Origin of the sequence: Reyranella aquatilis (genome assembly GCF_020880995.1) — a bacterium.
Taxonomy (GTDB): Bacteria; Pseudomonadota; Alphaproteobacteria; order Reyranellales; family Reyranellaceae; genus Reyranella; species Reyranella aquatilis.
Genome location: NZ_JAJISD010000005.1, coordinates 149,520 through 172,777, shown reverse-complemented (window position 1 = coordinate 172,777; position 23,258 = coordinate 149,520). Strand labels below are relative to the sequence as shown.

Annotated in this window: 24 protein-coding genes; 12 read left to right on the top strand and 12 right to left on the bottom strand. The window is 67.9% G+C overall.

Annotated elements, in window-relative coordinates; genetic code table 11:
* Window positions 1-106 precede the first annotated feature (106 nt).
* Window positions 107-1,510, bottom strand: a complete 1,404-nt coding sequence (locus LJ725_RS13335; protein WP_230551154.1) for an FAD-binding oxidoreductase — start codon at window positions 1,508-1,510, stop codon at window positions 107-109.
* Window positions 1,511-1,581: 71 nt separating this feature from the next.
* On the opposite strand from LJ725_RS13335, the gene LJ725_RS13330 reads away from it, so the two are divergent.
* From LJ725_RS13330 to LJ725_RS13320, 3 genes are all read left to right on the top strand, one after another.
* Window positions 1,582-2,832 (top strand): thiolase family protein, encoded by a 1,251-nt coding sequence (locus LJ725_RS13330; protein WP_230551153.1) that lies wholly within the window; start codon window positions 1,582-1,584, stop codon window positions 2,830-2,832.
* 9 nt (window positions 2,833-2,841) lie between these two features.
* The gene (locus tag LJ725_RS13325; protein WP_230551152.1) at window positions 2,842-3,753 is read left to right on the top strand and encodes an SDR family NAD(P)-dependent oxidoreductase; all 912 of its coding nucleotides are present in this window, start codon (window positions 2,842-2,844) and stop codon (window positions 3,751-3,753) included.
* Window positions 3,754-3,818: 65 nt separating this feature from the next.
* Window positions 3,819-4,952: an adenylate/guanylate cyclase domain-containing protein gene (locus LJ725_RS13320; RefSeq protein WP_230551151.1), complete on the top strand. Its 1,134-nt coding sequence runs from the start codon at window positions 3,819-3,821 to the stop codon at window positions 4,950-4,952.
* 129 nt (window positions 4,953-5,081) lie between these two features.
* On the opposite strand, the gene LJ725_RS13315 is transcribed toward LJ725_RS13320, so the two are convergent.
* A complete protein-coding gene (locus LJ725_RS13315) occupies window positions 5,082-5,528 on the bottom strand; it encodes a flavodoxin domain-containing protein (protein ID WP_230551150.1) in 447 nt (148 codons plus the stop codon).
* 81 nt (window positions 5,529-5,609) lie between these two features.
* On the opposite strand from LJ725_RS13315, the gene paaG (LJ725_RS13310) reads away from it, so the two are divergent.
* From paaG (LJ725_RS13310) to LJ725_RS13300, 3 genes are read left to right on the top strand one after another with little or no spacing between them, the layout of a single operon-like run.
* On the top strand, window positions 5,610-6,407 hold the full coding sequence (gene paaG / locus LJ725_RS13310) for a 2-(1,2-epoxy-1,2-dihydrophenyl)acetyl-CoA isomerase PaaG (protein WP_230551149.1): 798 nt from the start codon (window positions 5,610-5,612) through the stop codon (window positions 6,405-6,407).
* A gap of 14 nt (window positions 6,408-6,421) precedes the next feature.
* The gene (gene paaG / locus LJ725_RS13305) at window positions 6,422-7,210 is read left to right on the top strand and encodes a 2-(1,2-epoxy-1,2-dihydrophenyl)acetyl-CoA isomerase PaaG (protein WP_230551148.1); all 789 of its coding nucleotides are present in this window, start codon (window positions 6,422-6,424) and stop codon (window positions 7,208-7,210) included.
* A 31-nt stretch (window positions 7,211-7,241) separates the two neighbouring features.
* Entirely contained in the window at window positions 7,242-8,174 is a 933-nt protein-coding gene (locus tag LJ725_RS13300) for an SMP-30/gluconolactonase/LRE family protein (protein ID WP_230551147.1), read from the top strand.
* A 45-nt stretch (window positions 8,175-8,219) separates the two neighbouring features.
* Here LJ725_RS13300 and LJ725_RS13295 read toward each other — a convergent pair whose 3' ends face one another.
* The 3 genes from LJ725_RS13295 to LJ725_RS13285 form a co-directional block, all read right to left on the bottom strand.
* On the bottom strand, window positions 8,220-9,611 hold the full coding sequence (locus LJ725_RS13295; protein WP_230551146.1) for a malonyl-CoA decarboxylase domain-containing protein: 1,392 nt from the start codon (window positions 9,609-9,611) through the stop codon (window positions 8,220-8,222).
* A gap of 64 nt (window positions 9,612-9,675) precedes the next feature.
* The gene (locus tag LJ725_RS13290; RefSeq protein ID WP_230551145.1) at window positions 9,676-10,314 is read right to left on the bottom strand and encodes a DNA-3-methyladenine glycosylase family protein; all 639 of its coding nucleotides are present in this window, start codon (window positions 10,312-10,314) and stop codon (window positions 9,676-9,678) included.
* A 10-nt stretch (window positions 10,315-10,324) separates the two neighbouring features.
* Window positions 10,325-10,876 carry a methylated-DNA--[protein]-cysteine S-methyltransferase gene (locus tag LJ725_RS13285; RefSeq protein ID WP_230551144.1) on the bottom strand — a complete coding sequence of 184 codons (552 nt, stop codon included), beginning with the start codon at window positions 10,874-10,876 and terminating at the stop codon, window positions 10,325-10,327.
* A 127-nt stretch (window positions 10,877-11,003) separates the two neighbouring features.
* On the opposite strand from LJ725_RS13285, the gene LJ725_RS13280 reads away from it, so the two are divergent.
* The 3 genes from LJ725_RS13280 to pcaF all read left to right on the top strand — a co-directional run bounded on the left by LJ725_RS13280 (window position 11,004) and on the right by pcaF (window position 14,198).
* Window positions 11,004-12,233, top strand: coding sequence for a DUF3419 family protein (locus LJ725_RS13280; protein ID WP_230551342.1), 1,230 nt, complete (start codon window positions 11,004-11,006; stop codon window positions 12,231-12,233).
* The gene (locus LJ725_RS13275) at window positions 12,230-12,886 is read left to right on the top strand and encodes a class I SAM-dependent methyltransferase (RefSeq protein WP_408015739.1); all 657 of its coding nucleotides are present in this window, start codon (window positions 12,230-12,232) and stop codon (window positions 12,884-12,886) included. Before LJ725_RS13280 ends, LJ725_RS13275 begins: the two co-directional genes overlap by 4 nt.
* A gap of 109 nt (window positions 12,887-12,995) precedes the next feature.
* Entirely contained in the window at window positions 12,996-14,198 is a 1,203-nt protein-coding gene (gene pcaF / locus LJ725_RS13270) for a 3-oxoadipyl-CoA thiolase (protein ID WP_230551143.1), read from the top strand.
* Between the two features lie 105 nt (window positions 14,199-14,303).
* Here pcaF and pncA read toward each other — a convergent pair whose 3' ends face one another.
* The 5 genes from pncA to purD all read right to left on the bottom strand — a co-directional run bounded on the left by pncA (window position 14,304) and on the right by purD (window position 19,622).
* Window positions 14,304-14,912: a bifunctional nicotinamidase/pyrazinamidase gene (pncA, locus tag LJ725_RS13265; RefSeq protein ID WP_230551142.1), complete on the bottom strand. Its 609-nt coding sequence runs from the start codon at window positions 14,910-14,912 to the stop codon at window positions 14,304-14,306.
* Between the two features lie 3 nt (window positions 14,913-14,915).
* Entirely contained in the window at window positions 14,916-16,052 is a 1,137-nt protein-coding gene (gene tgt / locus LJ725_RS13260; protein ID WP_230551141.1) for a tRNA guanosine(34) transglycosylase Tgt, read from the bottom strand.
* Window positions 16,049-17,092: a tRNA preQ1(34) S-adenosylmethionine ribosyltransferase-isomerase QueA gene (gene queA, locus LJ725_RS13255; RefSeq protein ID WP_230551140.1), complete on the bottom strand. Its 1,044-nt coding sequence runs from the start codon at window positions 17,090-17,092 to the stop codon at window positions 16,049-16,051. Before queA ends, tgt begins: the two co-directional genes overlap by 4 nt.
* A 20-nt stretch (window positions 17,093-17,112) precedes the next feature.
* Window positions 17,113-18,240: an MBL fold metallo-hydrolase gene (locus LJ725_RS13250; RefSeq protein ID WP_230551139.1), complete on the bottom strand. Its 1,128-nt coding sequence runs from the start codon at window positions 18,238-18,240 to the stop codon at window positions 17,113-17,115.
* 104 nt (window positions 18,241-18,344) lie between these two features.
* Window positions 18,345-19,622, bottom strand: a complete 1,278-nt coding sequence (gene purD / locus LJ725_RS13245; RefSeq protein ID WP_230551138.1) for a phosphoribosylamine--glycine ligase — start codon at window positions 19,620-19,622, stop codon at window positions 18,345-18,347.
* A gap of 57 nt (window positions 19,623-19,679) precedes the next feature.
* On the opposite strand from purD, the gene xseA reads away from it, so the two are divergent.
* From xseA to LJ725_RS13230, 3 genes are all read left to right on the top strand, one after another.
* The gene (xseA, locus tag LJ725_RS13240; protein WP_230551137.1) at window positions 19,680-21,212 is read left to right on the top strand and encodes an exodeoxyribonuclease VII large subunit; all 1,533 of its coding nucleotides are present in this window, start codon (window positions 19,680-19,682) and stop codon (window positions 21,210-21,212) included.
* A gap of 126 nt (window positions 21,213-21,338) precedes the next feature.
* Complete coding sequence (locus LJ725_RS13235) at window positions 21,339-22,070, top strand: ribonuclease activity regulator RraA (RefSeq protein WP_230551136.1); 732 nt, start codon at window positions 21,339-21,341, stop codon at window positions 22,068-22,070.
* 24 nt (window positions 22,071-22,094) lie between these two features.
* Entirely contained in the window at window positions 22,095-22,460 is a 366-nt protein-coding gene (locus LJ725_RS13230) for a hypothetical protein (protein ID WP_230551135.1), read from the top strand.
* On the opposite strand, the gene LJ725_RS13225 is transcribed toward LJ725_RS13230, so the two are convergent.
* Entirely contained in the window at window positions 22,457-22,837 is a 381-nt protein-coding gene (locus tag LJ725_RS13225; RefSeq protein WP_230551134.1) for a VOC family protein, read from the bottom strand. The two genes, LJ725_RS13230 and LJ725_RS13225, sit on opposite strands and share 4 nt — an antisense overlap.
* Window positions 22,838-22,919: 82 nt before the next feature.
* Entirely contained in the window at window positions 22,920-23,180 is a 261-nt protein-coding gene (locus tag LJ725_RS13220; protein ID WP_230551133.1) for a hypothetical protein, read from the bottom strand.
* Window positions 23,181-23,258: the final 78 nt, after the last annotated feature.

Here is a 23,258-nt window from a genome sequence, read left to right as displayed (position 1 = left end):
AAGTGCCCCGTCATACGGGGCGATGGGGTCATGAGCGTCACAACGTCATGACCCCTCCGTCGTCGTATGACGATGCCACCTCCCCATCCGGATGGGGAGGCGAGGGTTAATTGATCGGCCCGATGATCTTGCCCGGGTTCATGATGTTGTCCGGGTCGATCGCCTTCTTGATCGAGCGCATCAGCGAGACGGCCTCGCCGTGCTCCTCGTAGAGGAACTTGATCTTGCCGATGCCGACGCCGTGCTCGCCGGTACAGGTGCCGCCCAGCGCCAGGGCGCGGGCGACCATGCGGTCGTTGAGTGCCTCGGCGCGCGGCAGGTAGGTCGGGTCGCTGGGATCGACCATCATGGTGAGATGGAAGTTGCCGTCACCGACATGGCCGACGATCGGCGCATAGAGGTCGTTGGCCTGGATGTCCTTCTGCGTCTCGAGGATGCATTCGGCCAGCCGGCTGATCGGCACGCAGACGTCGGTGGCCCACATGCCCCAGCCTGGCTTGTAGGCTTTGGCCGCCCACGCCGCGTCATGGCGCGCCTGCCACATCTTGCTGCGCTCCTCGGCCTGGTTGGTCCAGGCGAAGTCGCCGCCGCCATGTTCGCCGGCGATGGCCTGCACCATCTCGGCCTGCTCCTTCGTACCCGCCTCGGTGCCGTGGAACTCCAGCAGCAGCAGGTTCTTCCGCGGCAGCGTGAGCTTGGAATACTGGTTCACCGTGTCGACGGTGTAGGTGTCCATCAGCTCGATGCGGGCCACCGGGATGCCGGACTGGATGGTCTGGATCACCGTATTGACCGCGCCCTCGAGGTCGTCGAAGGCGCAGGTCGCGGCGACCATCGACTCCGGCATGCCGTAGAGGCGCAGCGTGATCTCGGTGATGACGCCCAGGGTGCCCTCGGAGCCCACGAACAGCTTCACCAGGTCGTAGCCCGCACTCGACTTCCGCGAACGGCGGCCGAGCTGCATGATCCGGCCGTCGGGCGTCACGACCTGCAGCGACAGCACGTTCTCGCGCATCGTGCCGTAGCGCACCGCGTTGGTGCCGGAGGCGCGGGTGCTGGTCATGCCGCCGATCGAGGCGTCGGCGCCGGGATCGATCGGGAAGAAGAGACCGGTGGCGCGCAGGTATTCGTTGAGCTGCTTGCGGGTGACGCCGGGCTGCACGACCACGTCGAGGTCGGCCTCGTTGACCTGCAGAATCTTGTTCATGCGGCTGACGTCGAGCGAGATGCCGCCGTTGGGGGCGCTGATATGGCCCTCCAGCGAGGTGCCGGTGCCGAAGGGGATGATCGGGGTCTTGTGGCGGGCGCAGAGCTGGACGATCTGCTGCACTTCCTCGGTCGATTCGGCGAAGACCACGGCGTCCGGCAGGTGCGCTTCGTGATACGAAATGTCCTTGCCGTGCTGCTCGCGCACGGCGTGCGCGGTGCTGACCCGTTCGCCGAATAGCGCCTTAAGCTCGGCGATCGTGGCATCGACGTTGAGGGGTCTCGCCTGGGCCGCTACAGCCATGTTCGTTCTCCTAGCGTAAGCCGTTTGGATACGCTCAAATGCGGCCAAAGCCAACCTGAGGAAACCGCCCCATGCGCGACGTCTACATGATCGGCGCCTACACGACCGTCTTCAAGAAGCACCCCGGCCTCAGCTTCGGCGACCTGGCCCGCGAGGCCTATTTGGGGACCCTGGCGGACGCCGGCATGGACCGGGGGACGGACATCGAGTCCGGCTGGCTGGGCAATTGCGGCATGGGCTTCTGGGGCCAGAATTCGATCCGCGGGCAGGCGCTGTTCCAGCCGCTCGTGGAAGAGGGGCTGTTCCCCGCGCGGGTGCCGATGTTCAACGTCGAGAATGCCTGTGCCACCGCCTCGACCGCCTTCATGGGGGCCTGGAAGGACGTGCTGGCCGGCACCCACGAACTCTCCTTCTGCATCGGCGTCGAGAAGCTGTTCAGCCCGGAGGCGCCGGAGCGCACGACCGGGCTGTTCAACCAGGGCTACATCACCAGCCAGCACGACCGGCTGGTCGAGGAGATGAACCGGGTCGGCAGGATGGTCGGCTCCGAGTTCAAGCCGGGCGATGACCGCACGATCTTCATGGATACCTATGCCATGCAGGCCAAGTGGCACATGTGGAAGTACGGCACCACCCAGGCGCAGATCGCGGCCGGCGCGGCCAAGAACCACAATTACGGGGCGCTGAACGAGAAGGCGCAGTACCGCTTCCAGATGACGCCGCGGTCGGTGCTGGAGGATCGCCCCGTGTCCTTCCCGCTGACCCGGGCGATGTGCGCCCCGATCGGCGACGGCGCGGCGGCGGCGCTGCTCTGCTCGGCGGAGTATCTCGAGAAGCAGCCCAAGGAAGTCCAGGACCGCGCCGTGAAGATCGCCGGCGTCGGCTTCTCGGGCGGCATGTATCGCAACCTCGACGAGCCCGGCCTGACGCGCGCGGCTGCCGACAAGGCCTACCGGATGGCCGGTCTTGGGCCGGAGGACATCGACGTCGCCGAGGTCCACGACGCCACCAGCTTCTGCGAGATCTACCAGTGCGAGATGCTGCGCTTCTGCCCCGAGGGCGAGGGCGGCAAGTTCGTCGAGTCGGGTGCCACCGGTCCCGGCGGCAAGCTGCCGGTCAACACCTCGGGCGGGCTGGTCTCCAAGGGCCATCCGGTCGGCGCCACCGGCCTGTCGATGCTGGCCGAACTCGCCACCCAGCTGCGCGGCGAGGCCGGTGCCCGTCAGGTGAAAGGCGCAAAGGTCGCGCTGGCCGAAAACGGCGGCGGCGTGATCGGCATGGAAGAGGCCGTGGCCTCGGTCGTAATTCTCACGAAAGAGTAGAGGACAGACATGACAATCCGCTTCGACAATCGCGTCGCCATCGTCACCGGCGCGGGCAACGGGCTCGGCCGGGCGCATGCCCTCCTGCTGGCCAGCCGCGGCGCCAGGGTGGTCGTCAACGATCCGGGCGGCGCGGTCGACGGCCGTCCCATCAATACAGGGGGCGGCGGTCATGCCGCCGCCGACAAGGTCGTGGACGAGATCAAGGCGGCGGGCGGCATCGCCGTCGCCAACTACGATTCGGTCGCCGAGGCCGCGACCGCCGCCAACATCGTGAAGACTGCCGTCGATGCCTTCGGCTCGGTCGACATCGTGGTGAACAATGCGGGCGTCCTGCGCGACAAGACCTTCCACAACATGACGACCGAGGATTTCGAGTTCGTCGTGAAGGTCCATTTCCTCGGCACAGCCTATGTCACGCACGCCGCCTGGCCGATCATGCGCGCCAAGGCCTATGGCCGCGTCGTCGTGACCTCGTCGAACTCGGGTATCTACGGTACCTTCGGCCAGTCGAACTATGGCGGCGCCAAGCTCGCGGTCGTGGGCTTCATGAACGCGCTGCGGCTCGAGGGCCAGAAGTACAACATCATGATGAACGCGCTGGCGCCGATCGCCGCCACGCGCATGACCGAGAGCCTGATGACGCCGGAGGCACTGGCCAAGCTCAGGCCGGAATATGTCTCGCCGATGGTCGCCTATCTGTGCAGCGAGCAGTGCCAGCGGACCGGCGATATCTGGAGCGCGGGCGCCGGGTCGTTTGCGCGCATCGAGTATCGCGAGGCAGAGGGCCTGAGGATCGACGGGCGCGCACCCACGATCGAGGACGTGGCCGACAATATCGAGAAGATCGCCGACGTCTCGGCCAGCCGCGTCTTCCGCACCTCCGGCGAGGAAGTCGCCGCCGTCGTGAGCGGCTCCTGAGCGACGCGGGACCTTCCGTCAATCCACCGGCGGCGGATCGCCTGCTGCCGGTCGAGAAGTGGCTGTTGCGGGAAGGCCGGCTCGTCCGGCGTCCGGACACCTTCCTCGAGCAGTTGATGAACCGCGTGCTCGAGGCCGGCCTTCCGGTCTGGCGGACCTACATCGGCCTGCAGCTCGTCCATCCGCAGCTGCAGGCGATGGGCTTTCTGTGGCGTCGCGGCCAGACGGTGGAAACCATAGCCCGCGCCTACGGCGTGCAGTTCACGCCGGCCTATATCGGCAGCCCGCTGCAGGAGGTGAGGGAAGGCGGCACCGCGGTCCGGTACCGGCTCGACGGTCTGACCGACCGGCACCACGAGGTCCTGCACGAGGTCAGCAGCGGGGGCGGGACCGACTACTTCTCGCTGCCCATGCGCGTCCGCCGCGATGGTCCGCTGCCGGTCGTGGCCTTCGCGACCGACCGCAAGGGGGGCTTCAGCGACGCCGACATCGACGATCTCACGCGCCTTGTCGACATGATGGGCGCCGTGACGGAGATGCACATCGAGGAGAGCGTTGCCCAGACCGTCGCCCAGACCTATCTCGGCCGACAGGTCGGCGAGCGCATCCTGCACGGCATGATCCGGCGCGGCGACGGCGAGGAGATCCGCGCCGTCCTGTGGTTTTCCGACCTGCGCGACTTCACCGGCCTCAACGAACGCCTGCCGCCCGACCAGGTGCTGGAGCTGCTGAACAACTACTTCCAGCTGGTGGGCGACGCGCTCGCCAAGCACGGCGGCGAGATCCTGAAGTTCATCGGCGATGGCGTGATGGCCTATTTCCCGGCCGAGGATGCCCTGTTCATGCCGATGGTGACGGCCGCCGCGCTCGAAGCCGCGCGCCAGCTGATCGATGACGCCGAGGCCGCCAACGAGGCGCGCGCCACGGGCGGCGCCGAACCGATCAAGTTCGGAATCGGCCTGCATGTCGGTACCGTGACCTTCGGCAACATCGGCACCGAGGACCGGCTCGACTTCACGGTCATCGGCTCGGCCGTCAACCGCGCGTCGCGGCTGGAGGGCCTCACCAAGGCGCTGGGCGTCCGCGTCTGCGCCTCCGCCGAGTTCAACGAAAACTGTCCGCGCCCGATGAAGTCGCTGGGCAAGCACCGCCTGCGCGGCGTCCGCGATCCGGTCGAGATCTTCACGCTGCCGGATTGATGATCTTCATCTCATGTTCCTTTCTCCCGCTAGGGGGAGAGGCTAGGTGAGGGGGCTACTCGAAGCGATGCGGTACGCAACCCCCTCACCCAACCTCTCCCCCTACCAGGGGAGAGGAGTCTGAAATGATCAGACCTGCGTCTTCCAGCCTTCGATCCAGGAGAGGGCTTCCTCGTCAGGCAGCGGCTGCTCGGAGGCGTCGATCTCCAGCCGGTCGCCGACGCGCTTCGCGCCACACAGTTCGAGGGCCTGGTCGACCTTCTTGCCGCCGCCGCAGAACGTGTCTTGGTAGGTCATGTCGCCCAGAGCGATGACGCCGTAGCGATGGCCCGACAGGTCGGGTTTGTCGCGGTGGAGCGCCTCGACCAGCGGCAGGATGTTGGTCGGGATGTCGCCCGAGCCGTGCGTGGCGCAGACCGCGAGGAGCACGTCGTGCGCCTGCAGGTCGGCGGCGGTGGCCGCCTTGTCGGTGACGTCGACGGCGTGCCCGGCTCCCGCCAGCACGGGTTGCAGCGCGTCGGCCACCATCTGGGCGTTGCCCGATTCGGTGCCGACCAGGATCAGGATCGTTGCCATGGGACTGGGATACGGTAGCGCGTACCGCGATGCGACGCGACCGGATGGCGCGGCAAATTCCGCCATGCCAGTCTGTCCGCCATGGAAGAAACGCCCGTCTTGGCCGCCCTCGAGGGCGGCGTGCTGACCCTGACGCTCAACCGGCCGCAGCGGTTGAACGCGATGAGCGAGGCGCTGATCGACGCCATGAACGCCGAACTGAAGCGCGCCCGCGAGGACGATGCCGTTCGGGCCGTGCTGCTGACCGGCACCGGCCGCGGTTTCTGCGCCGGTGCCGACCTGGCGGGTGGCGGTCCGGGCGATGCCTCGCCACAGGGGCCGCGCGACCTCGGGTCCGCGATGGACCGCATCTTCAATCCCATGATCCGCGCCATGCGCGATCTCCCGAAGCCGATCGTCGCGGCGGTGAACGGCGTGGCGGCGGGCGGCGGCGCCAACCTGGCGCTCGCCTGCGACATCGTCATTGCCGCGCGCTCGGCCCGCTTCGACCAGGCCTTCGTGCGGATCTCGCTGATCCCCGATCTCGGCGGCACGTGGTTCCTGCCGCATACGGTGGGCGACGCGCGCGCCCGGGCGCTGGGGATGCTGGGTACGTCCGTGCCGGCGGAGGAGGCTGCACGCATGGGCATGGTCTGGCAGGTCGTCGAGGATGCCGCCCTGATGGAAGAGGCCGGCAAGATCGTGCGAAGGCTCGCCAGCGGCCCGACCCGTTCCTATGCCGCGATCAAGGGCGCGATCAACGCGGCCGCCACCAACACGCTCGACCAGCAGCTCGATCTCGAGCGCGACCGCCAGCGCGAACTCGGCAGGAGCGAGGATTTCAAGGAGGGCGTCGCGGCCTTCCTCGCCAAGCGTGCCCCCAATTTCACCGGACGTTGAGAGACGAGAAGCAGATGACCTACGAGAAGATCCAGATCGCCAAGGAAAACGGCCTCGCCACGCTGACGCTGAACGCGCCCGACCGGCTCAATGCGGTGTCGCGCAAGATGATCGCCGAGCTGAAGCAGTGCTGGGAGGAACTCGCGGCGGATGAGTCCGTGCGGGCCGTGCTGCTGACCGGCGCGGGCCGCGGCTTCTGCGCCGGCGCCGACCTCGCAGATCCCGACCGCGCGAAGGGCAACACGTCGGATTCGGGCGAGGCGCTCGACAAGTTCTTCAATCCTGTGATCCGCCTGATGCGCAGCGTGCCGAAGCCGATCGTGGCGGCGGTGAACGGTCCGGCGGCCGGCGTCGGCATGAGCTTCGCGCTCGCCTCCGACATCGCGATCGCCGGCAAGTCCGCCTCCTTCCTTCAGGCTTTCGCGCGCATCGGCCTGCTGCCCGACGGCGGCAGCACCTGGTTCCTGCCGCGCCTGGTGGGCGAGCAGCGCGCCCGCGCGCTGGCGATGCTGGCGCCGCAGATCAGCGCGCAGCAGGCCAAGGACTGGGGCCTGATCTGGGACGTGGTCGAGGATGCCGATCTCATGAAGACGGCCGGCGACCTCGCGCGCCGTCTCGCGGACGGGCCGACGATGTCGCTCGCACGGATCAAGGAGGCGATGAATCGCGCCAGCGGCAACACGCTTTCCCAGCAGCTCGACGTCGAGCGCGACTTCCAGCGCGAGCTGGGCAAGAGCGAGGATTTCAAGGAAGGCGTCGCGGCCTTCCTCGCCAAGCGCAAGCCCGAATTCAAGGGCAAGTAGGAAACGACAAGAACACGACGGGAGAGACGCCATGACGACGCCGTTCAAGGAGATCACCTCGGGCCTCAAGTTTCCCGAAGGTCCCGTCGCGATGCCCGACGGCTCGGTCATCCTGGTCGAGATCGCGCGCGAGACGCTCACGCGCGTCACGCCGGACGGCAAGCAGCACATCGTCGCGAAGCTGGGGGGCGGCCCCAACGGCGCGGCGATGGGGCCCGGCGGCAAGATCTACGTGACCAACAACGGCGGCTTCAACTGGATCGAGCGGCCCGACGGCCGCCTGTTCCCCGGCACGCAGCCTGCCTCCTACAAGGGCGGCTCGATCCAGGTGGTCGATCCCGAGACCGGCAAGTTCGAGACGCTCTACGACAGCTGCGACGGCCGCAAGCTGAACGGGCCGAACGACCTTGTCTTCGACGATGCCGGCGGTTTCTGGTTCACCGATCTCGGCAAGACCCGCGAGTACGACAACGACCGCGGCGCGGTCTACTACGCGAAGGCCGACGGCTCGAAGATCGAGCAGAAGGTGTTTCCGCTGGAGCGGCCCAACGGCTGCGGCCTCTCGCCCGACGGCAAGACGCTCTATGTCGTCGAGACGCCCACTGCGCGCCTCTGGGCCTTCGATCTTTCGGCGCCCGGCATCATCAAGGACGCCAACGGCGCCTATCGCGGCGAGAAGGGCCGCGTCGTCGCGGGCCTCGGCGGCTATCAGATGTTCGATTCGCTGGCCGTCGATTCGGCGGGCCACATCTGCGTCGCCACCCTGATCACCGGCGCCGTCTCCGACATCTCGCCCGACGGCCAGTCGGTGACGCAGTACAAGTTCCCCGACGCCATGGTCACCAACGTCTGCTTCGGCGGCAAGGACCTGCGCACCGCCTACGCCACCCTGTCGATGACCGGCAAGCTGGTCAGCTTCGAGTGGCCGCGCCCGGGTCTGAAGCTCGAATATCTGAACAAGTAGGCTGCGCCGAGAGCCTGCCGCCCGTTCAAACGGGGAGGCTCGTCTCTATCCCTTCGCCTGCGCCCGCACCTCGCGGCTGGCGACGACCTTGCCGTTCGCATAGGACTCGTGATTGGCGTCGACGTCGGACAGCTTGTAGCGGTAGTTCACCATCATCCCGTAGGACTGCTTGAAGCCGTTGGCACTGGTGTCGCCCAGCCAGTTCAGCCGCTCGACGACGGCGCCGTTGCCGAGGTGGAAGTGCGCCACGCGGTCGAGCGCGCGGCCCTTGTCGGTGGCGGTGAGGTAAACGGCGGCGAGGCGCGTCAGGATCGGGCGAAGCGCCTTGTTGATGGCCGGCACTTCCCACCAGCTGGGCCTGGCCAGCAGCTTCAGGACCGCCGCCGCGCCATAAGCCTCATCCGTCACCGGGCCCAGCGAGGCGATCTCGCTCTGGGTCAGCATCGCATCGCCCTCGGTCTTCGCCCGGTGCTCGACATGCTGGCGCAGGCCGGGAATGGGGGAGAGCGTCGCGAAGTCCTTGATGTTGGGCAGGTCGCGCGAGAGCTGGTCGGCGACGCGCTTGATCAGGAAGTTGCCGAAGCTGATGCCCGCGAGGCCTTGCTGGCAGTTCGAGATCGAATAGAAGATGGCCGTGTTCGCGCGCTTGGCATCGTGCGTCTCGTCGCGCGCGTCGAGCAGCCGCTGCACGTTGCCCGCCATGCCATCGACCAGCGCCACCTCGACGAAGATCAGCGGCTCGTCGGGCATGCGCGGATGGAAGAAGGCGAAGCAGCGGCGGTCGGAATCGAGGCGGTTCTTGAGGTCGCGCCACGAACGGATCGCGTGCACGGCCTCGTAGGTCACCAGCTTTTCCAGCAGCGAGGCCGGCGAGCGCCAGTCGATGCGCACCAGGTCGAGAAAGGCCACGTCGAACCAGGCGCCCAGCAGAGAGCGCAGGTCCTCGCTCAGCGCCTTGGCCGCGGCGTCGCTCTTGCCCAGGGACAGAAGCTCGGCACGCAGGTCGACCACGAACTTCACGCCCTGCGGGACGCCGACGAACTCGCGCAGCAGCCGGACCGCGGGCGGTTCCAGCTCGCGGCGCAGCGCCCGCGCGGGATCCTTGCCGGCACGCCAATGCTCCACGGTCTTCAGGGCGGCTTCGCGCGGCAGTCCGTACTCGCGCGCCAGCGTCAGCAGGAACTTCTTGCGGCCGGCGGCCGAGAGCGACAGGTAGGCCTGTCCCAGCTCCGCCGCGCGCCCGCGCCGCGCCGTCTCGCCGCCCTTGCCTTCGAGACAGGCGTCGATGCGGCCCTTCAGCCGGGGAATATCGTCATCGGGAAGATCGGGCCGCAGAGGGGCGCCGACGACTTCGCGCGCACCACGCGCGGTATCGACGAAGGCGGTGCGCAGGCGTTCGAGGGTACGGTCGACTGTATCGGAAAACGGTAGGGCCATGGCCGGAGTATGTCACAGCAAACGTGTCACTCCAGTGGCGGCACATGAACGCGCCTTTACCACGCTACGCGGGCGGCTGATCCAGCACGCGCCACAGATACCAGCTTGCGACGGTGCGATAGGGGCGCCATTTCTCGCCCGCCTTTTCCAGCGCCTTCGGCGAAGGCAATGCACGCTTGCGGAACGCTTTCGCATAGGCCTTGCGCAGACTGTAGTCGTCGAGTGGCAGCACGTCGGGGCGGCCGAGACGGAACATCATGAACATCTCGGCGCTCCAGCGGCCGATGCCGCGCACCTTCACCAGGCGCTCGACCAGCTCGGCGTCGGCGATCGTGTGCGTCTCGTCGAGCGTCGGCAGTTCGCCGCTCTCGACGCGGCGGGCGAGATCCTGCATCGCCAGCACCTTGGCGCGCGACAGGCCGCAGCCGCGCAAGGTTTCGTCCGGCGTCTTCAGGATGTGGCGCGGTGTGAAGCCGTCAATCGCCTCGGGATAGAGCGCCTCGACGCGGCCATAGATGGTGGCGGCCGCCTTGTTGGAGAGTTGCTGATACACGATCGCCTCGGCCAGCGAGCCGAACAGACTGCGCGACACTTTCAGCTGCATGCGGAACGGACCGACCGTTTCGATGATCGCGGCCATTGCCGGGTCGGCCTGCTTGAGATGCGCGACCGCCTTGGCAGGCTTGAAGCGGAAGCCGCTCATCGCCCTGTCATCATCGTGCCGCGAATAGCGGACCGGCGCCGACCTCGGGCGCGCCTTCGATCTCGAGCATGCGCCGCTTGGTCGAGACGCCGCCGTTGGCCGAGAAGCCACCCATTTTTCCGTCGGCGCCCAGCACGCGATGGCACGGTACGATGATGGCGACGGGATTTTTGCCCAACGCCTGGCCGACCTCGCGCGATTCGTGCGGCACGCCGAGACGTTTGGCGATCTCGCCGTAGGTCATGGTGCGGCCGGGCGGGATGGTGCGTGCGACCTCATAGACGCGGCGGTTGAACTCGGGCGCCGCGTCGAGATCGAGCGGGATGTCGGCGAGATCGATGTTGGCGCCTGCCAGCAGCGCCTGCACGCGGTCGAGCGCGCGCTGCACGCCGGCCGGCACGGCGGCTGCTTCGACGGCATCGGGCCAGCGCCGCTTCACGCGGGCCCGCGTGGCCGCCGGCGTCGGCTCGGGGAGCTGAAGTCCCGTGATTCCGCGCCCGCTCCAGACGAGGGCGCAGGTGCCGATCGGCGTGTCGAACAGGGCAAAACCTTGGGCGCTCATGGGCTCGATCCTTCTACCTAACCGGTCATCCCGTCAAGTCTGGCGACTTCGGGAAGGGACGTCATCAAACTGGCACCGACCGGGACTAGCTTCGGTGTGTCGCTGTAAAGCCGGAGTCGATGGGTTGATCTATCCGCGGGCCGAGAGCCATTCGCTTCTTAAGCAGGCGGTGCGCCGCCACAGGGTCATGTCCCGCGAGGGCTTGCTGGAGAAGCTGTTCGAGCGCCTGTTCCGCGGCCTGGTCTACGCCCAGATCTGGGAAGATCCCGAGGTCGATCTGGAGGCGATGGCGCTGACGCCCGAGTGCCACGTCGTGGCGATCGCGTCGGGCGGCTGCAACGTCCTGTCCTATCTCACCGCCCATCCGGCACGCATCACCGCCATCGATCTCAGCCAGGCGCATGTCGCTCTGAACCGTCTCAAGCTGGCGGCGGCACAGCGCTTGCCGTCCTGGTCGGACTACTATCGTTTCTTCGGCGCCGCCAATTCCCGCGTCAACCCGCGCGCCTACGACCTGCACATCGCACCCCATCTCGACGCCGAAAGCCGCGCGTACTGGGAGGGCCGCAGCCTGCATCGGGGTGGGCGGCGCCGCATCTCGATCTTTGCAGCGAACGCCTATCGCCATGGCGTGCTCGGCCGCTTCATCGGCGCGGCGCACGTGGCCGCGCGCGCCTATGGCGTCGACTTTCGCAAGCTCCTCGCGGCGCGGACGATCGAGGAGCAGCAGCGCTTCTTCGATACGGTACTGGCGCCGCTGTTCGACAAGCCCGCCGTGCGCTGGGCCACCTCGAACCGCCTGTCGCTCTACGGGCTCGGCATCCCGCCGGCACAGTACGAGGCGCTGGCCGGCGGCCGCGACATGGGCTCTGTGCTGCGCGACCGGGTCGAGCGGCTGGCCTGCGGGTTTAGCCTTGAGGAAAACTACTTCGCCTGGCAGGCCTTCGGCCGCGGCTATGCGCGTGACGCCCGCGGCCCCTTGCCCCCCTATCTCAGGCAGGAGAATTTTGCCGCGGTGAAGCATGGTGCCGGGCGGGTCGAGGTGCTGAACCGCTCCGTCACCGACTATCTCGCGGCCTGTCCGGCGGGCTCGCGCGACCGCTACGTGCTGCTCGATGCGCAGGACTGGATGACCGACGTGCAACTCAATGCGCTGTGGGCCGAGATCACGCGCACGGCGCGACCGGGTGCCCGCGTGATCTTCCGCACCGCCGCCGAGCCCTCGCTGCTGCCGGGGCGTGTCGCGCCGGCGCTTCTCGACCAGTGGCACTACGAAGCCGAAGCATCGCGCGCCTTCACGGCGCGCGACCGCTCCGCGATCTACGGTGGCTTCCATCTCTATGTGCTGAAGCCGTGAGCGCGACGGTCGCCCACGCCGGTCTGATGGACCGGATCTATCGCCGGCAGCGTCATGTCTACGATCTCAGCCGCAAATACTATCTGCTGGGCCGCGACCGGCTGATCGAGGGGCTGGCGCCGCCACCGGGTGGGCGCGTGCTCGAAGTGGGCTGCGGTACCGCGCGCAACCTGATCGCGCTGGCGCATCGCCATCCCGACGTGCCGCTGTTCGGCATCGATCTCTCGCGGGAGATGCTCGACACCGCGCGCCGCCGTCTGGATCGGGAAGGGCTCGCGGGCCGGGTGCGCCTCGCCCATGCCGATGCCACGCGCTTCGACCCGGCGCTGCTGTTCGGCGTGCCGGCCTTCTCGCGCATCCTCTTCTCCTACACCCTGTCGATGATCCCCGAGTGGGAGAGGGCGCTGGCTCAGTCCGTCCAATGGCTGCAGCCGGACGGCGAACTGCATATCGTCGATTTCGGCGGGCAGGAGCGCCTGCCAGGCTGGTTCCGCGGCAGCCTGAGGCAATGGCTGGCGATGTTCCACGTCACCCCGCGCGACGGGCTCGAATCCGCCCTGGCCCGGCTTCCGGCGGCCATCGAGGTCCGGACCTTCGACCGCCCCCGGCGGGGGTATGCCCAGTATGCGGTCTGCCGCCGCCTCCCTGCCTAAAGACACATAACCCCTCTGCCTCAGGGGCATTGGCCGGGCCATTGGCAAGCGGCCGTGGCCGGTGCTAACCCGACAGCAACGAATTGCCGTGAGTCGGGAGTAACCCAAGATGACCGAAGCCTTCATTTGCGACGCGATCCGCACCCCTGTCGGCCGCTACAACGGCGGCCTGGGCGCCATGCGGGTCGACGATCTCGCCGCCCACCCCATCAAGGCGCTGATGCAGCGCAATGCCAATGTCGACTGGGGTTCGGTCGATGACGTGATCTATGGCTGCGTCAATCAGGCCGGTGAGGACAATCGAAACGTGGCGCGCATGGCGGGGCTTCTCGCGGGCCTGCCGGTCGAGGTGGCGGGCGCCACCGTGAACCGCCTCTGCGGCTCCGGCCTCGAAGCCGCGGGCCATGCCGCCCGCGCCGTGAAGCTCGGCGAGGCCGACCTGATGATCGCCGGCGGCGTCGAGGGCATGACCCGCTCGCCCTACGTGATGGGCAAGCCGGAGGGCGCCTTCGACCGCTCGATGAAGCTCGAGGACACGGTGCTGGGCTGGCGCTTCGTCAATCCCCGCATGAAGGCCGCCTACGGCGTCGACCCGATGGGCCAGACCGCCGAGAACGTCGCCACCGAGCACCAGATCAGCCGCACCGACCAGGATGCCTTCGCCTATCGCAGCCAGCGCCGCTGCAAGGCCGCCCAGGAGCGCGGCTTCTTCGAGAAGGAGATCGTCAAGGTCTGCGTGAAGAAGGGCAAGACCGAGGTGATCGTCGAGAAGGACGAGCATCCGCGCGGCGACACCACGATGGAGACGCTGTCCAAGCTGCCGGCCGCGTTCCGCGACGGCGGCTCGGTGACGGCCGGCAACTCGTCGGGCCTGAACGACGGCGCCTGCGCCATGATCATCGCCTCTGAAGCCGCCGCTCGCGCCAACGGCCTGACGCCGCGTGCGCGCATCCTCGGCGCCGTGTCGGCCGGCGTGCCGCCGCGCGTCATGGGCATCGGCCCGGTGCCGGCGACGCAGAAGCTGCTGGCCAAGCTCGGCATGACCATCGGCGATTTCGACACGATCGAACTCAACGAGGCGTTTGCCGCCCAGGCGCTGGCGGTGCTGCGCCAGCTCGGCCTCAGCGACGACGCCGAGAACGTGAACCCCAATGGCGGCGCGATCGCGCTCGGCCATCCGCTGGGTGCCTCGGGCGGCCGTCTGATGATCACCGCGCTCAACCAGCTCGAAGCCACCGGCGGCAAGCGCGCTCTCGCCACCATGTGCATCGGCGTCGGCCAGGGCATCGCGCTCGCGCTGGAGCGTGTCTGAGGTCTCGACACCGAGACCTTTTCCGAGGCGTGCGGCGCCGGCGCTTCGGTCGCTTCGCTCCCTGCAGCGCTATGCGCCGCCGGTGCTGCGCCGGCGGCGCAGCACCTACGCCGTAGCGTTCAGGTTGATCCCGGCGCGGCGCATGTCGCTCATCATGCGCTTGCGGCTGTCGTCGAGGTCGATGGCGGCGGTCGCCTCGACCACCACGGCGACGTCGAACCCGGCCTGGCGCGCGTCGATCGCCGACCAGGCGACGCAGTAGTCGAGCGCCAGGCCGCAGAAAACCAGCTTCGTGAAGCCGCGCGCCTTCAGGTAACCGTCCAGACCGGTGCGCGTCATGCGGTCGTTCTCGCGGAAGGCCGAATAGGAATCGATGCCGGTGTGATAGCCCTTGCGCACGATCATCTGCGCCTTGGTGACTTCGAGGTTGGGATGGAATTCCGCTCCCGGCGTACCCTGCACGCAATGGTCCGGCCACAGGGTCTGCTCGCCGTAGGGAAAGCGCATCGAGGAGAAGGGTTCCGCGCCTTCCCATGAGCTCGCAAACGATGCATGGCCGGCGGGATGCCAGTCCTGGGTCAGGACGACATGGTCGTGGCGGCCGATCAGGCGATTGACCAGCGGGAGGATGGCGTGGGCCCCGGCGACGGCCAGCGCGCCGCCCTCGCAGAAATCGTTCTGCATGTCGACCACGACCAGGGCCTCGTTCGGCATCCGTTACGCTCCGTTACTGATCGGCGGGATGTCCCCCAGCGCCTGGTCGCGTTCGAAGGACGCGATCCAGTCGTCGAGGGTCCTGCTTTCGATGGCGCCACGCAGGCCGCGCATCACATCCTGATAGTATTGAAGGTTGTGCCAGGTGAGCAGCATCGCGCCCAGGATCTCGTCGGCGCGGATGAGGTGATGAAGGTAGGCGCGGCTGTGATGCTTGCAGGCCGGGCAGGCGCAGTGCTCGTCGATCGGCCGCGGATCGTCGCGATGGCGCGCGTTGCGCATGTTGAGTTCGCCGCGCCGCGTGAAGGCCTGCGCCGTGCGACCCGACCGGGTCGGCATCACGCAGTCGAACATGTCGATGCCGCGCTTCACTGCCCCCACGATGTCGCCGGGCCGGCCGACGCCCATCAGGTAGCGCGGCCGGTCGGCCGGCAGCATCGGGACCGTGTAGTCGAGCGTCGAGAACATCAGCTCCTGGCCCTCGCCGACCGCGAGTCCGCCGACCGCGTAGCCGTCGAAGCCGATGTCGATCAGGGCCTTCGCGCTCTCCTCGCGCAGCGCCGGGAAGGTGCTGCCCTGGACGATGCCGAACAGGCCGTAGCCGGGGCGCTCGGTGAAGGCCTTGCGGCCGCGCGCGGCCCACTTCATCGACAGCCGCATCGAGAAGGCGGCTTCCGGCTCCTCGACCGGCCAGCTCGTGCATTCGTCGAACGACATGGTGATGTCGGCGTCGAGCAGGCGCTGGATCTCGATCGAGCTTTCGGGCGTCAGGCGATGCTGCGAGCCGTCCTTGGGGGAGCGGAAGGTGACGCCGTCCGGGTCGAGCTTGCGCAGCTCCTTCAGCGACATCACCTGGAAGCCGCCGGAATCGGTCAGGATGGGGCCCGGCCAGTTCATGAACTTGTGCAGACCGCCAAGGGCTGCCACGCGCTCGGCGCCCGGCCGCAGCATCAGGTGGAAGGTGTTTCCCAGCACGATCTGCGCGCCGGTCTCCGCGACAGACTGGGGCAGCATCGCCTTCACCGTGCCGGCGGTGCCGACCGGCATGAAGGCGGGGGTCTCGATGGTGCCGTGCGCGGTCGTGATGCGGCCGCGGCGGGCGGCGCCGTCGCTGCCCAGCAGTTGGTAGGAAAGGCTCATCGGCGCAACAGACAACAATCGCCGTAGGAATAGAAGCGGTATCGCTTCTCGATGGCGTGGGCATAGGCCTGCTTCATGCGATCCAGTCCGGCGAAGGCCGAGACCAGCATGAACAGGGTCGAGCGCGGCAGGTGGAAGTTCGTCAGCAGCAGGTCGACGGCCCGGAATTGGAACCCCGGCGTGATGAAGATGTCCGTCTCGCCGCTCCACGGCCTGATCGCGCCGTCATGCAGCCGGGCCACCGATTCCAGCAGCCGTAGCGAGGTCGTGCCGATCGACACGATGCGGCCGCCCAGGATGCGCGTCGCCTCGACCGCGCGCGCGGTGGCCTCCGAGACCTCGCCCCATTCGGCATGCATCGTATGGGCGTCGGTGTCGTCGACCCTCACCGGCTGGAAGGTGCCCGCGCCGACATGCAGGGTGACGCCCGCGGTGGTGATGCCGCTGTCGGCGAGCGCGGCCATCAGCTCCGGCGTGAAATGCAGGCCGGCGGTGGGGGCGGCGACGGAGCCGTCATGCCTGGCGAACAACGTCTGATAGTCCTTGCGGTCCTGGGCGTCGGCGGTGCCGCCGCGGATGTAGGGAGGCAGAGGTACCGCGCCTTCCTGTTCGAGGGCGGTGAGAAAGGCGTGACCCTCCTGGTCGAAGGCCAGCACCAGCGAGCCGTCATCCGATTTGGCTTCGACCGTGGCGCCCAGCCCCCTGAACTGCAGCACGTCGCCCTCGCGCAGGCGCTTGGCAGGACGCGCGAAGGCGCGCCAGCGGCGGGCCCCGAGATCGCGGATCAGCAGCGCTTCGACGGCCACGTCCTGGCGCAGGCCACCGCCCGGCCGCGTACCCTTGAGGCGCGCGGGGATGACCCTGGTGTCGTTGAACACCAGCAGGTCGCCGCGCCGCAGCAGGCCGGGCAGGGAGCGTACCGTGCGGTCGTGCAGCGTCTCGCCCGTGACGTCGAGCAGGCGCGCGGAATCGCGCGGGAAGACGGGCCGCTGGGCGATCAGCTCGTCCGGCAGCTCGAAGTCGAAGAGATCGACACGCATCTAGGTCGCGGCGGCTTTCGTCAGGTCTGGCCGATGTCCATGACCACGCCGTCGGTATCGTCCGCGGGCGGCTGGGCATTGAGGTCGGCCAGGGCCGTGAACCGATAGACGCCGTCGACCAAGTTCCTCTTCACGCGCGCACGCGTTTCGAGACAGTGCAGGTGCGCCAGCGTCTCGCCGAAGGCGAACACGATCTGGTTGTTGTCGAGATGGCGCGGGAACAGGACGGGGACCATGTCCCAGGCGGTCGCGCCGTTCGGGCCCATGCGGGCGATCGCCAGCTCCATGTCGTTCAGCCGTGCGTCGTGATGGGCGACGAGCTGGTCGAGGCGCGTGTGCAGGCCGATGAACGGGAAGCCGTGGCTGGGCAGGACCAGCGCATCGGCCGGCAGGCGGCGGAAGCGCGAGAAGCCGTCGAGGAACCAGGTCAGCGCATCGGCAAGCGGCTCGTTGGGCCAGACGCCGACGTTGGTGCTGATCTTGGGCAGCACCTGGTCGCCGGCGATCATCACGTTGAGTTCGGGGCACCACAGCGAGGCGTGCTCCGGCGCGTGGCCGCGGCCGACGATCACGTCCCAGCGGTGGCCGCCGATGATGATCGGGTGCGCATGGATCATGCGTCGGTAGGAGGTGGGCAACGGCACCACGCCCTTGGCATAGCCGCCCTTGTGGCGGTGGAAATTGGCGATCCGCTCGGCCGGCACGCCGTTGCGCTTGACATGCTCCGCGCGTGTCTCCTCGCTCTCGACGAAGTCGTTGCGCGCCGCCTGGGCGCTCATGTACTCGCCGAGCGTCATGTAGAGCGGCGCGCTCCACTTCTCGCAAAGCCAGCCCGCGAGCCCGATGTGATCGGGATGGAGGTGCGTGCCGATCACGCGCACGACCGGCTTGCCCTGGAGCTTCTCGGCGAAGATCTTTTCCCAGAGCGCCCGCGTGTCCTGCGAATTGATGCCGGTGTCGACGATCGTCCAGCCGTCCTTCTCCTCGATCAGCCACAGGTTGATGTGGTTGAGCTGGAAGGGCAGCGGCATGCGCAGCCAGTGGATGCCGGGGGCGACGTTCTTGATGTCGCCGGGTTCCGGCACGTCACCGCAGGGAAAGCGAAGCTGGGCCAGCAGGCGCTGGGACTCGGAGAGGGCGTCAGGCATGGGGCGAAACTAGAGGATTCTCCTGCCGCCGTCTCCGGGGGGCGGGTGCATGCCAGCTTTTCAAGCTCATGTTCCTCCCACCCTGTCGGTGGAAAGGAGTCCGGTTAGGACTTGAGCGCCCGCCAGGCGATGTCCTTGCGGTAGAAGCCCTCCGGCCAGTCGATCAGCGCCACGGCGCGGTAGGCACGGGCGCGGGCTTCCTCGACGGTCGGGGCCATGGCGCTCACGTTCAGGACGCGGCCGCCGTTGGCCAGGATCTTGCCGTCCGGACCGGCCTTGGTGCCGGCGTGGAAAATCTGCACGCCCTCGACCCGGGCGGCCGCGTCGAGACCGCGGATCTCACTGCCCTTGGGGTAGGAATCGGGATAGCCCTTCGTCGCCATGATCACCGTGATCGCCGCGTCGGGCGACCAGCGCAGGTCGAGATGCTTCAGGCCGCCCTCGGCGCTGGCGAGCAGCGCCGGCAGGAGATCCGACCTGAGCCGCATCATCAGCACCTGCGTCTCGGGGTCGCCGAAGCGACAATTGTATTCGACCAGGCGCGGCCCCCTGGCGTCGATCATCAGCCCGGCATAGAGCACGCCCCGGAACGGCGTGCCGGCCTTGGCGAGGGCCCGCACGGTCGGCAGCACGATCTCGTCCATCGTGCGCTGCTGCATGGCGGCGTCGAAGACCGGCGCGGGCGAGTAGGCGCCCATGCCGCCGGTGTTCGGTCCCTTGTCGCCGTCGAAGGCGCGCTTGTGGTCCTGCGCGCCGACCAGCGGCAGCACATGCTCGCCATCTGTCAGGGCGAAGAAACTCGCTTCCTCCCCTTGCATGAACTCCTCGATCACCACCGAGGCGCCGGCCGCGCCGAAGCGGTTGCCCGACAGCATGTCGCGCACCGCCTCGATCGCCTGGTCGATCGTCTCGGCGATGATCACGCCCTTGCCGGCCGCGAGCCCGTCGGCCTTGATCACGATCGGCAGGGCCTGTGCGCGAACATACGCCTCGGCCGGTCCGACCTCGGTGAAGCGCTCGTAGGCGGCCGTCGGGATGTTGTTGGCGCGGCAGAGTTCCTTGGTGAAGCTCTTGGAGCCTTCGAGTCGGGCGGCCGCCTTGGACGGGCCCCAGGCCTTGATGCCGGCCTCGGCGAAGGCGTCGGCCATGCCGGCGACCAGCGGCGCGTCGGGCGCGATCACCACGAAATCGATCTTCAGGCGCCGGGCCAGCGCCACCTGGCCGGGGATGTCCTCGGCGCCGACATCATCGATGCATTCGGCGACCTGGGCGATACCGGCATTGCCGGGCGCGCAGTAGAGCTTGGTGCACAGGGGCGAGCCTGAAATGGCCCAGCACAGGGCATGTTCGCGGCCACCGCCGCCTACCACGAGGATTCGCATGGCGAGGCTTTGACCACAGTTTGCGCCGGGGGCACAAGCGGCTAGGTTCGGGTCCCCATGGATGATTTCGACGCCCCCGCCGCGCCCGGAGCCCCCCCTTCGAACGTCCCGGAATTTTCGGTCTCCGAGCTTTCCTTCGCCCTGAAGCGCGAGATCGAGAGCGCCTTTCCGCGCGTGCGCGTGCGTGGCGAGATCAGCCAACCGTCGTTCCCGCGCTCGGGCCACTGCTACTTCCGTCTGAAGGACGAGAATGCCGTGATCGACGGCGTCTGCTGGAAGGGCACGATCCCGCGGCTGGGCATCAGGATCGAGGAGGGGTTGGAGGTCATCGCCACCGGCAAGCTCACGACCTATGCCGGCTCCTCGCGCTATCAGATCATCGTCGACCGGCTGGAACTGGCGGGCGAGGGCGCGCTGCTCAAACTGCTGGAGGACCGGCGCAAGAAGCTGCAGGCCGAGGGCCTGTTCGATCCGGATCGCAAGCGCCCGCTTCCCTATCTGCCGCAGACCGTGGGCGTCGTGACCTCGCCGTCGGGCGCCGTCATCCGCGACATCCTTCATCGGCTGAGCGACCGCTTCCCCTGCCACGTGCTGGTCTGGCCGGTGTCGGTGCAGGGCGAGAAGGCGGCGGGCGAGGTGGCGGCGGCGATTGCCGGCTTCAATCGCCTTGCGGCGGACGGAAAGGTGCCGCGCCCCGACGTGCTGATCGTGGCGCGCGGCGGCGGCTCGCTGGAGGACCTGTGGGCCTTCAACGAGGAGATCGTGGTGCGCGCCGCCGCGAACTCAGAGATCCCGCTGATCTCCGCCGTCGGCCATGAGACCGACACGACCCTGATTGACTTCGCCTCGGACCGCCGCGCGCCCACACCGACCGCCGCCGCCGAGATGGCGGTGCCGGTGCGTGCCGACCTGATGACCGAGACGCTCGACTACGCCAAGCGCCTGGTCGGCGGCATGACGCGCCTCTTGCGCGAACAGTCGATGGAACTGGCCGGTCTCGCGCGCGGGCTGGGCGATCCGCGCCGCCTGATCGAGGAACGCCAGCAGCGCGTCGACGTGAGCGGCGAGCGGCTTTCGCTGGCAACGCGCCAGCTCGTCGAGCGTCGCGCGCACCAACTCTCGGCCGCGCGCCTCGTCAGCCCGCAGGCGGTGATCGCCGCCAAGGAGCAGGCGCTGGTCGCTGAGGGCCGCGCGCTCACGCGCGCCGTCGACCGTTTCAAGAGCGACGCGCTGCAGAAGTACGCACGCGCCTTCGACCGACTGGATCAGCTGGGCGACCGGCTCAAGCGGCACGGCAACGATTTGCTGCTGAACGGCCAGCGCCAGGTCGACCAGGCGGCGAAGCTGCTGGAGAGCTACTCCTTCCACTCGGTGCTGAACCGCGGCTTCGCCCTGGTGCGCGACCAGGACGGTCAGCCGGTCCTGGCCGCCGCCGGCACCAGCGCCGGCCAGACGATCAGCATTCAGTTCAGCGACGGCCGCGTGGGCGCGCGTGTGACCGAGGGCGCCGGTCCGCCGAAGCCCGTTGCTGCGGTGCCGGCACCACCTCGCCGCCGTGACGGGGGTGGAAGCCAAGGGTCGTTGTTGTGACGCACGAGTCTGAATGAAGCAAAAACTGTCATCCCGAGGCGAAGCCGAGGGACCTTTCCTGTCGCCTAAAGGTCCCTCGGCTTCGCCTCGGGATGACAACAATGGTGTAGCGAGGGGAGAGCGCCAATGACCAGCGAACCACTGTCGGCCGAGACGATCGCGAACTTCCTGTATGCCAGCACGGCGACGGTCTCGATGCAGATGCTGAAGCGGGGTTTCCGCAATGTCGCCGTGAACGGGGTGAAGCCGCTCAATCCGGCGGCGGCGCGGATCGTCGGGCCGGCCTACACGCTGCGCTACATTCCGAGCCGCGAGGATATCGACAAGGCGCCGAGCCCCAGCGATCCGCCGAACGCGCAGCGCACCGCGATCGAGGAATCGCCGCCGGGCTCGGTGCTGGTGATCGGCACCGAGGGCAATACGCGCTCCGGCACCCTGGGCGACATCCTGGCGCTGCGGCTCAAGGTGCGCGGGCTGGCGGGCGTGCTGAGCGACGGGGCGATGCGCGATGCGCCGGTGATCGGCAGGTTCGACTTCCCGGTCTATTGCGCCGCGGTCGCCGCGCCGCCCAGCATGGCCAACCTGCGGCCGGTCGAGGTGCAGGTCCCGGTCGGGATCCGCGGCGTGCCGGTCTATCCCGGCGACGTGATCGTGGCCGACGAGGACGGCGCCATCGTCGTGCCGCGGCATCTGGCCGACGAGGTGGCGCGCGATTCGTTCGAGCAGGAGCGGCTGGAGAAGTTCGTCGCCATCCGCGTGGGCCAGGGCCATCCGGTCGCCGGCACCTATCCGCCGAACGACGAGACGAAGAAGCTCTACCAGGCGTGGATCGCGGCCGGCGAACCTGCCGGCGGTTGAGGCGGTGGACGACGGAATCCGCACATGGCGATAATGGCCGTCACGCCTTGGGCAGCGGGACGGTTCCTGATCCTGCTCTGCAGGATGACTGCCATTCCCGATCACGTTCGCTTCAACAGCTATTGTGAAGCCACATGCGAGATCGCACTGAGTGACGAGGATGCAAGGCTTCACGACTGTGTCGTTCACAGGCCGAGCAACAGCCGGAACTTTGCGGGCGATCGGATCACCGACTGGCTGGCGCTGGTTGTCGACACAGAGCTTACGGAAGCAGAACTCTCGAGTGCCACCATCGGCATCGCTCGCTATGGCCGTGAGATCAGCGAGCAAGAGGCAATGATCAGAGCGGGCCGGCGAAGCTGGCTGCCGAATGCCGACGGCGGCGCCTAACCCGGATAGTCGCCGTAGGGCTTGGTAATGAGTTCGAGCATGTGGCCGTTCGGGTCTTCGAAGTAGACGCCGCGGCCGCCGTAGAGATGGTTGATCTCGCCCGGGCCGCTCTTGTTGGGATGGGCATAGTAGGGAATGCCGGCGTTTCGGATGCGTGCGAATGAGGCGTCGAATTCGGCATCGCTTACGAGGAAGGCGTAGTGCGTGGTGCTGGGGTTGGGTGTGCCGATGAAGTCGAGGGTCACGCCGTTCGACAATTGCACCGGGCGGAACGGGCCCCATTGCGGGCCGGCTTCGACGCCCAGGATGCCGGCCAGGAACTCGGCCGACGCATCCTTGTCTTTCGCATGGACGATCAGGTGATTGAGAGCTGGCATGAGAGTCTCCTGCAGTCTCTCCCGAACGTAGGCAGGCCGCAGGCGACTTCAACCGGTTACGCGCCGGTGATCGGCGGAGAGATCAGCCACCGCCCTTTTCGCAGACGAAGGCCTTGAAGGTGATGATGTCGCTGGGGACGCCCTTCTTCTTGCAGTAGTCCTCGAATTCTTCCGGCGTCACGGGCACCATCTTGATGGCGTGGCGACGGCTGCGCCAGTCGGCCATGCGGCTCATCTCCTTCATATGCCAGTCGGCATAGGAGCTGAGCGGATAGTGCTTCACGGTGCGCTGGAGCACTTCGTGGTCGGAAGCGGTCACCTTGGCGAAATACTGGATGGCCATGCCGGTCTGCCCTTGCGATTCGGACGCCGCACTTACCCTCCCGCGCGCGGAGCCGCAACCCGAATGAACCGGTCGCAC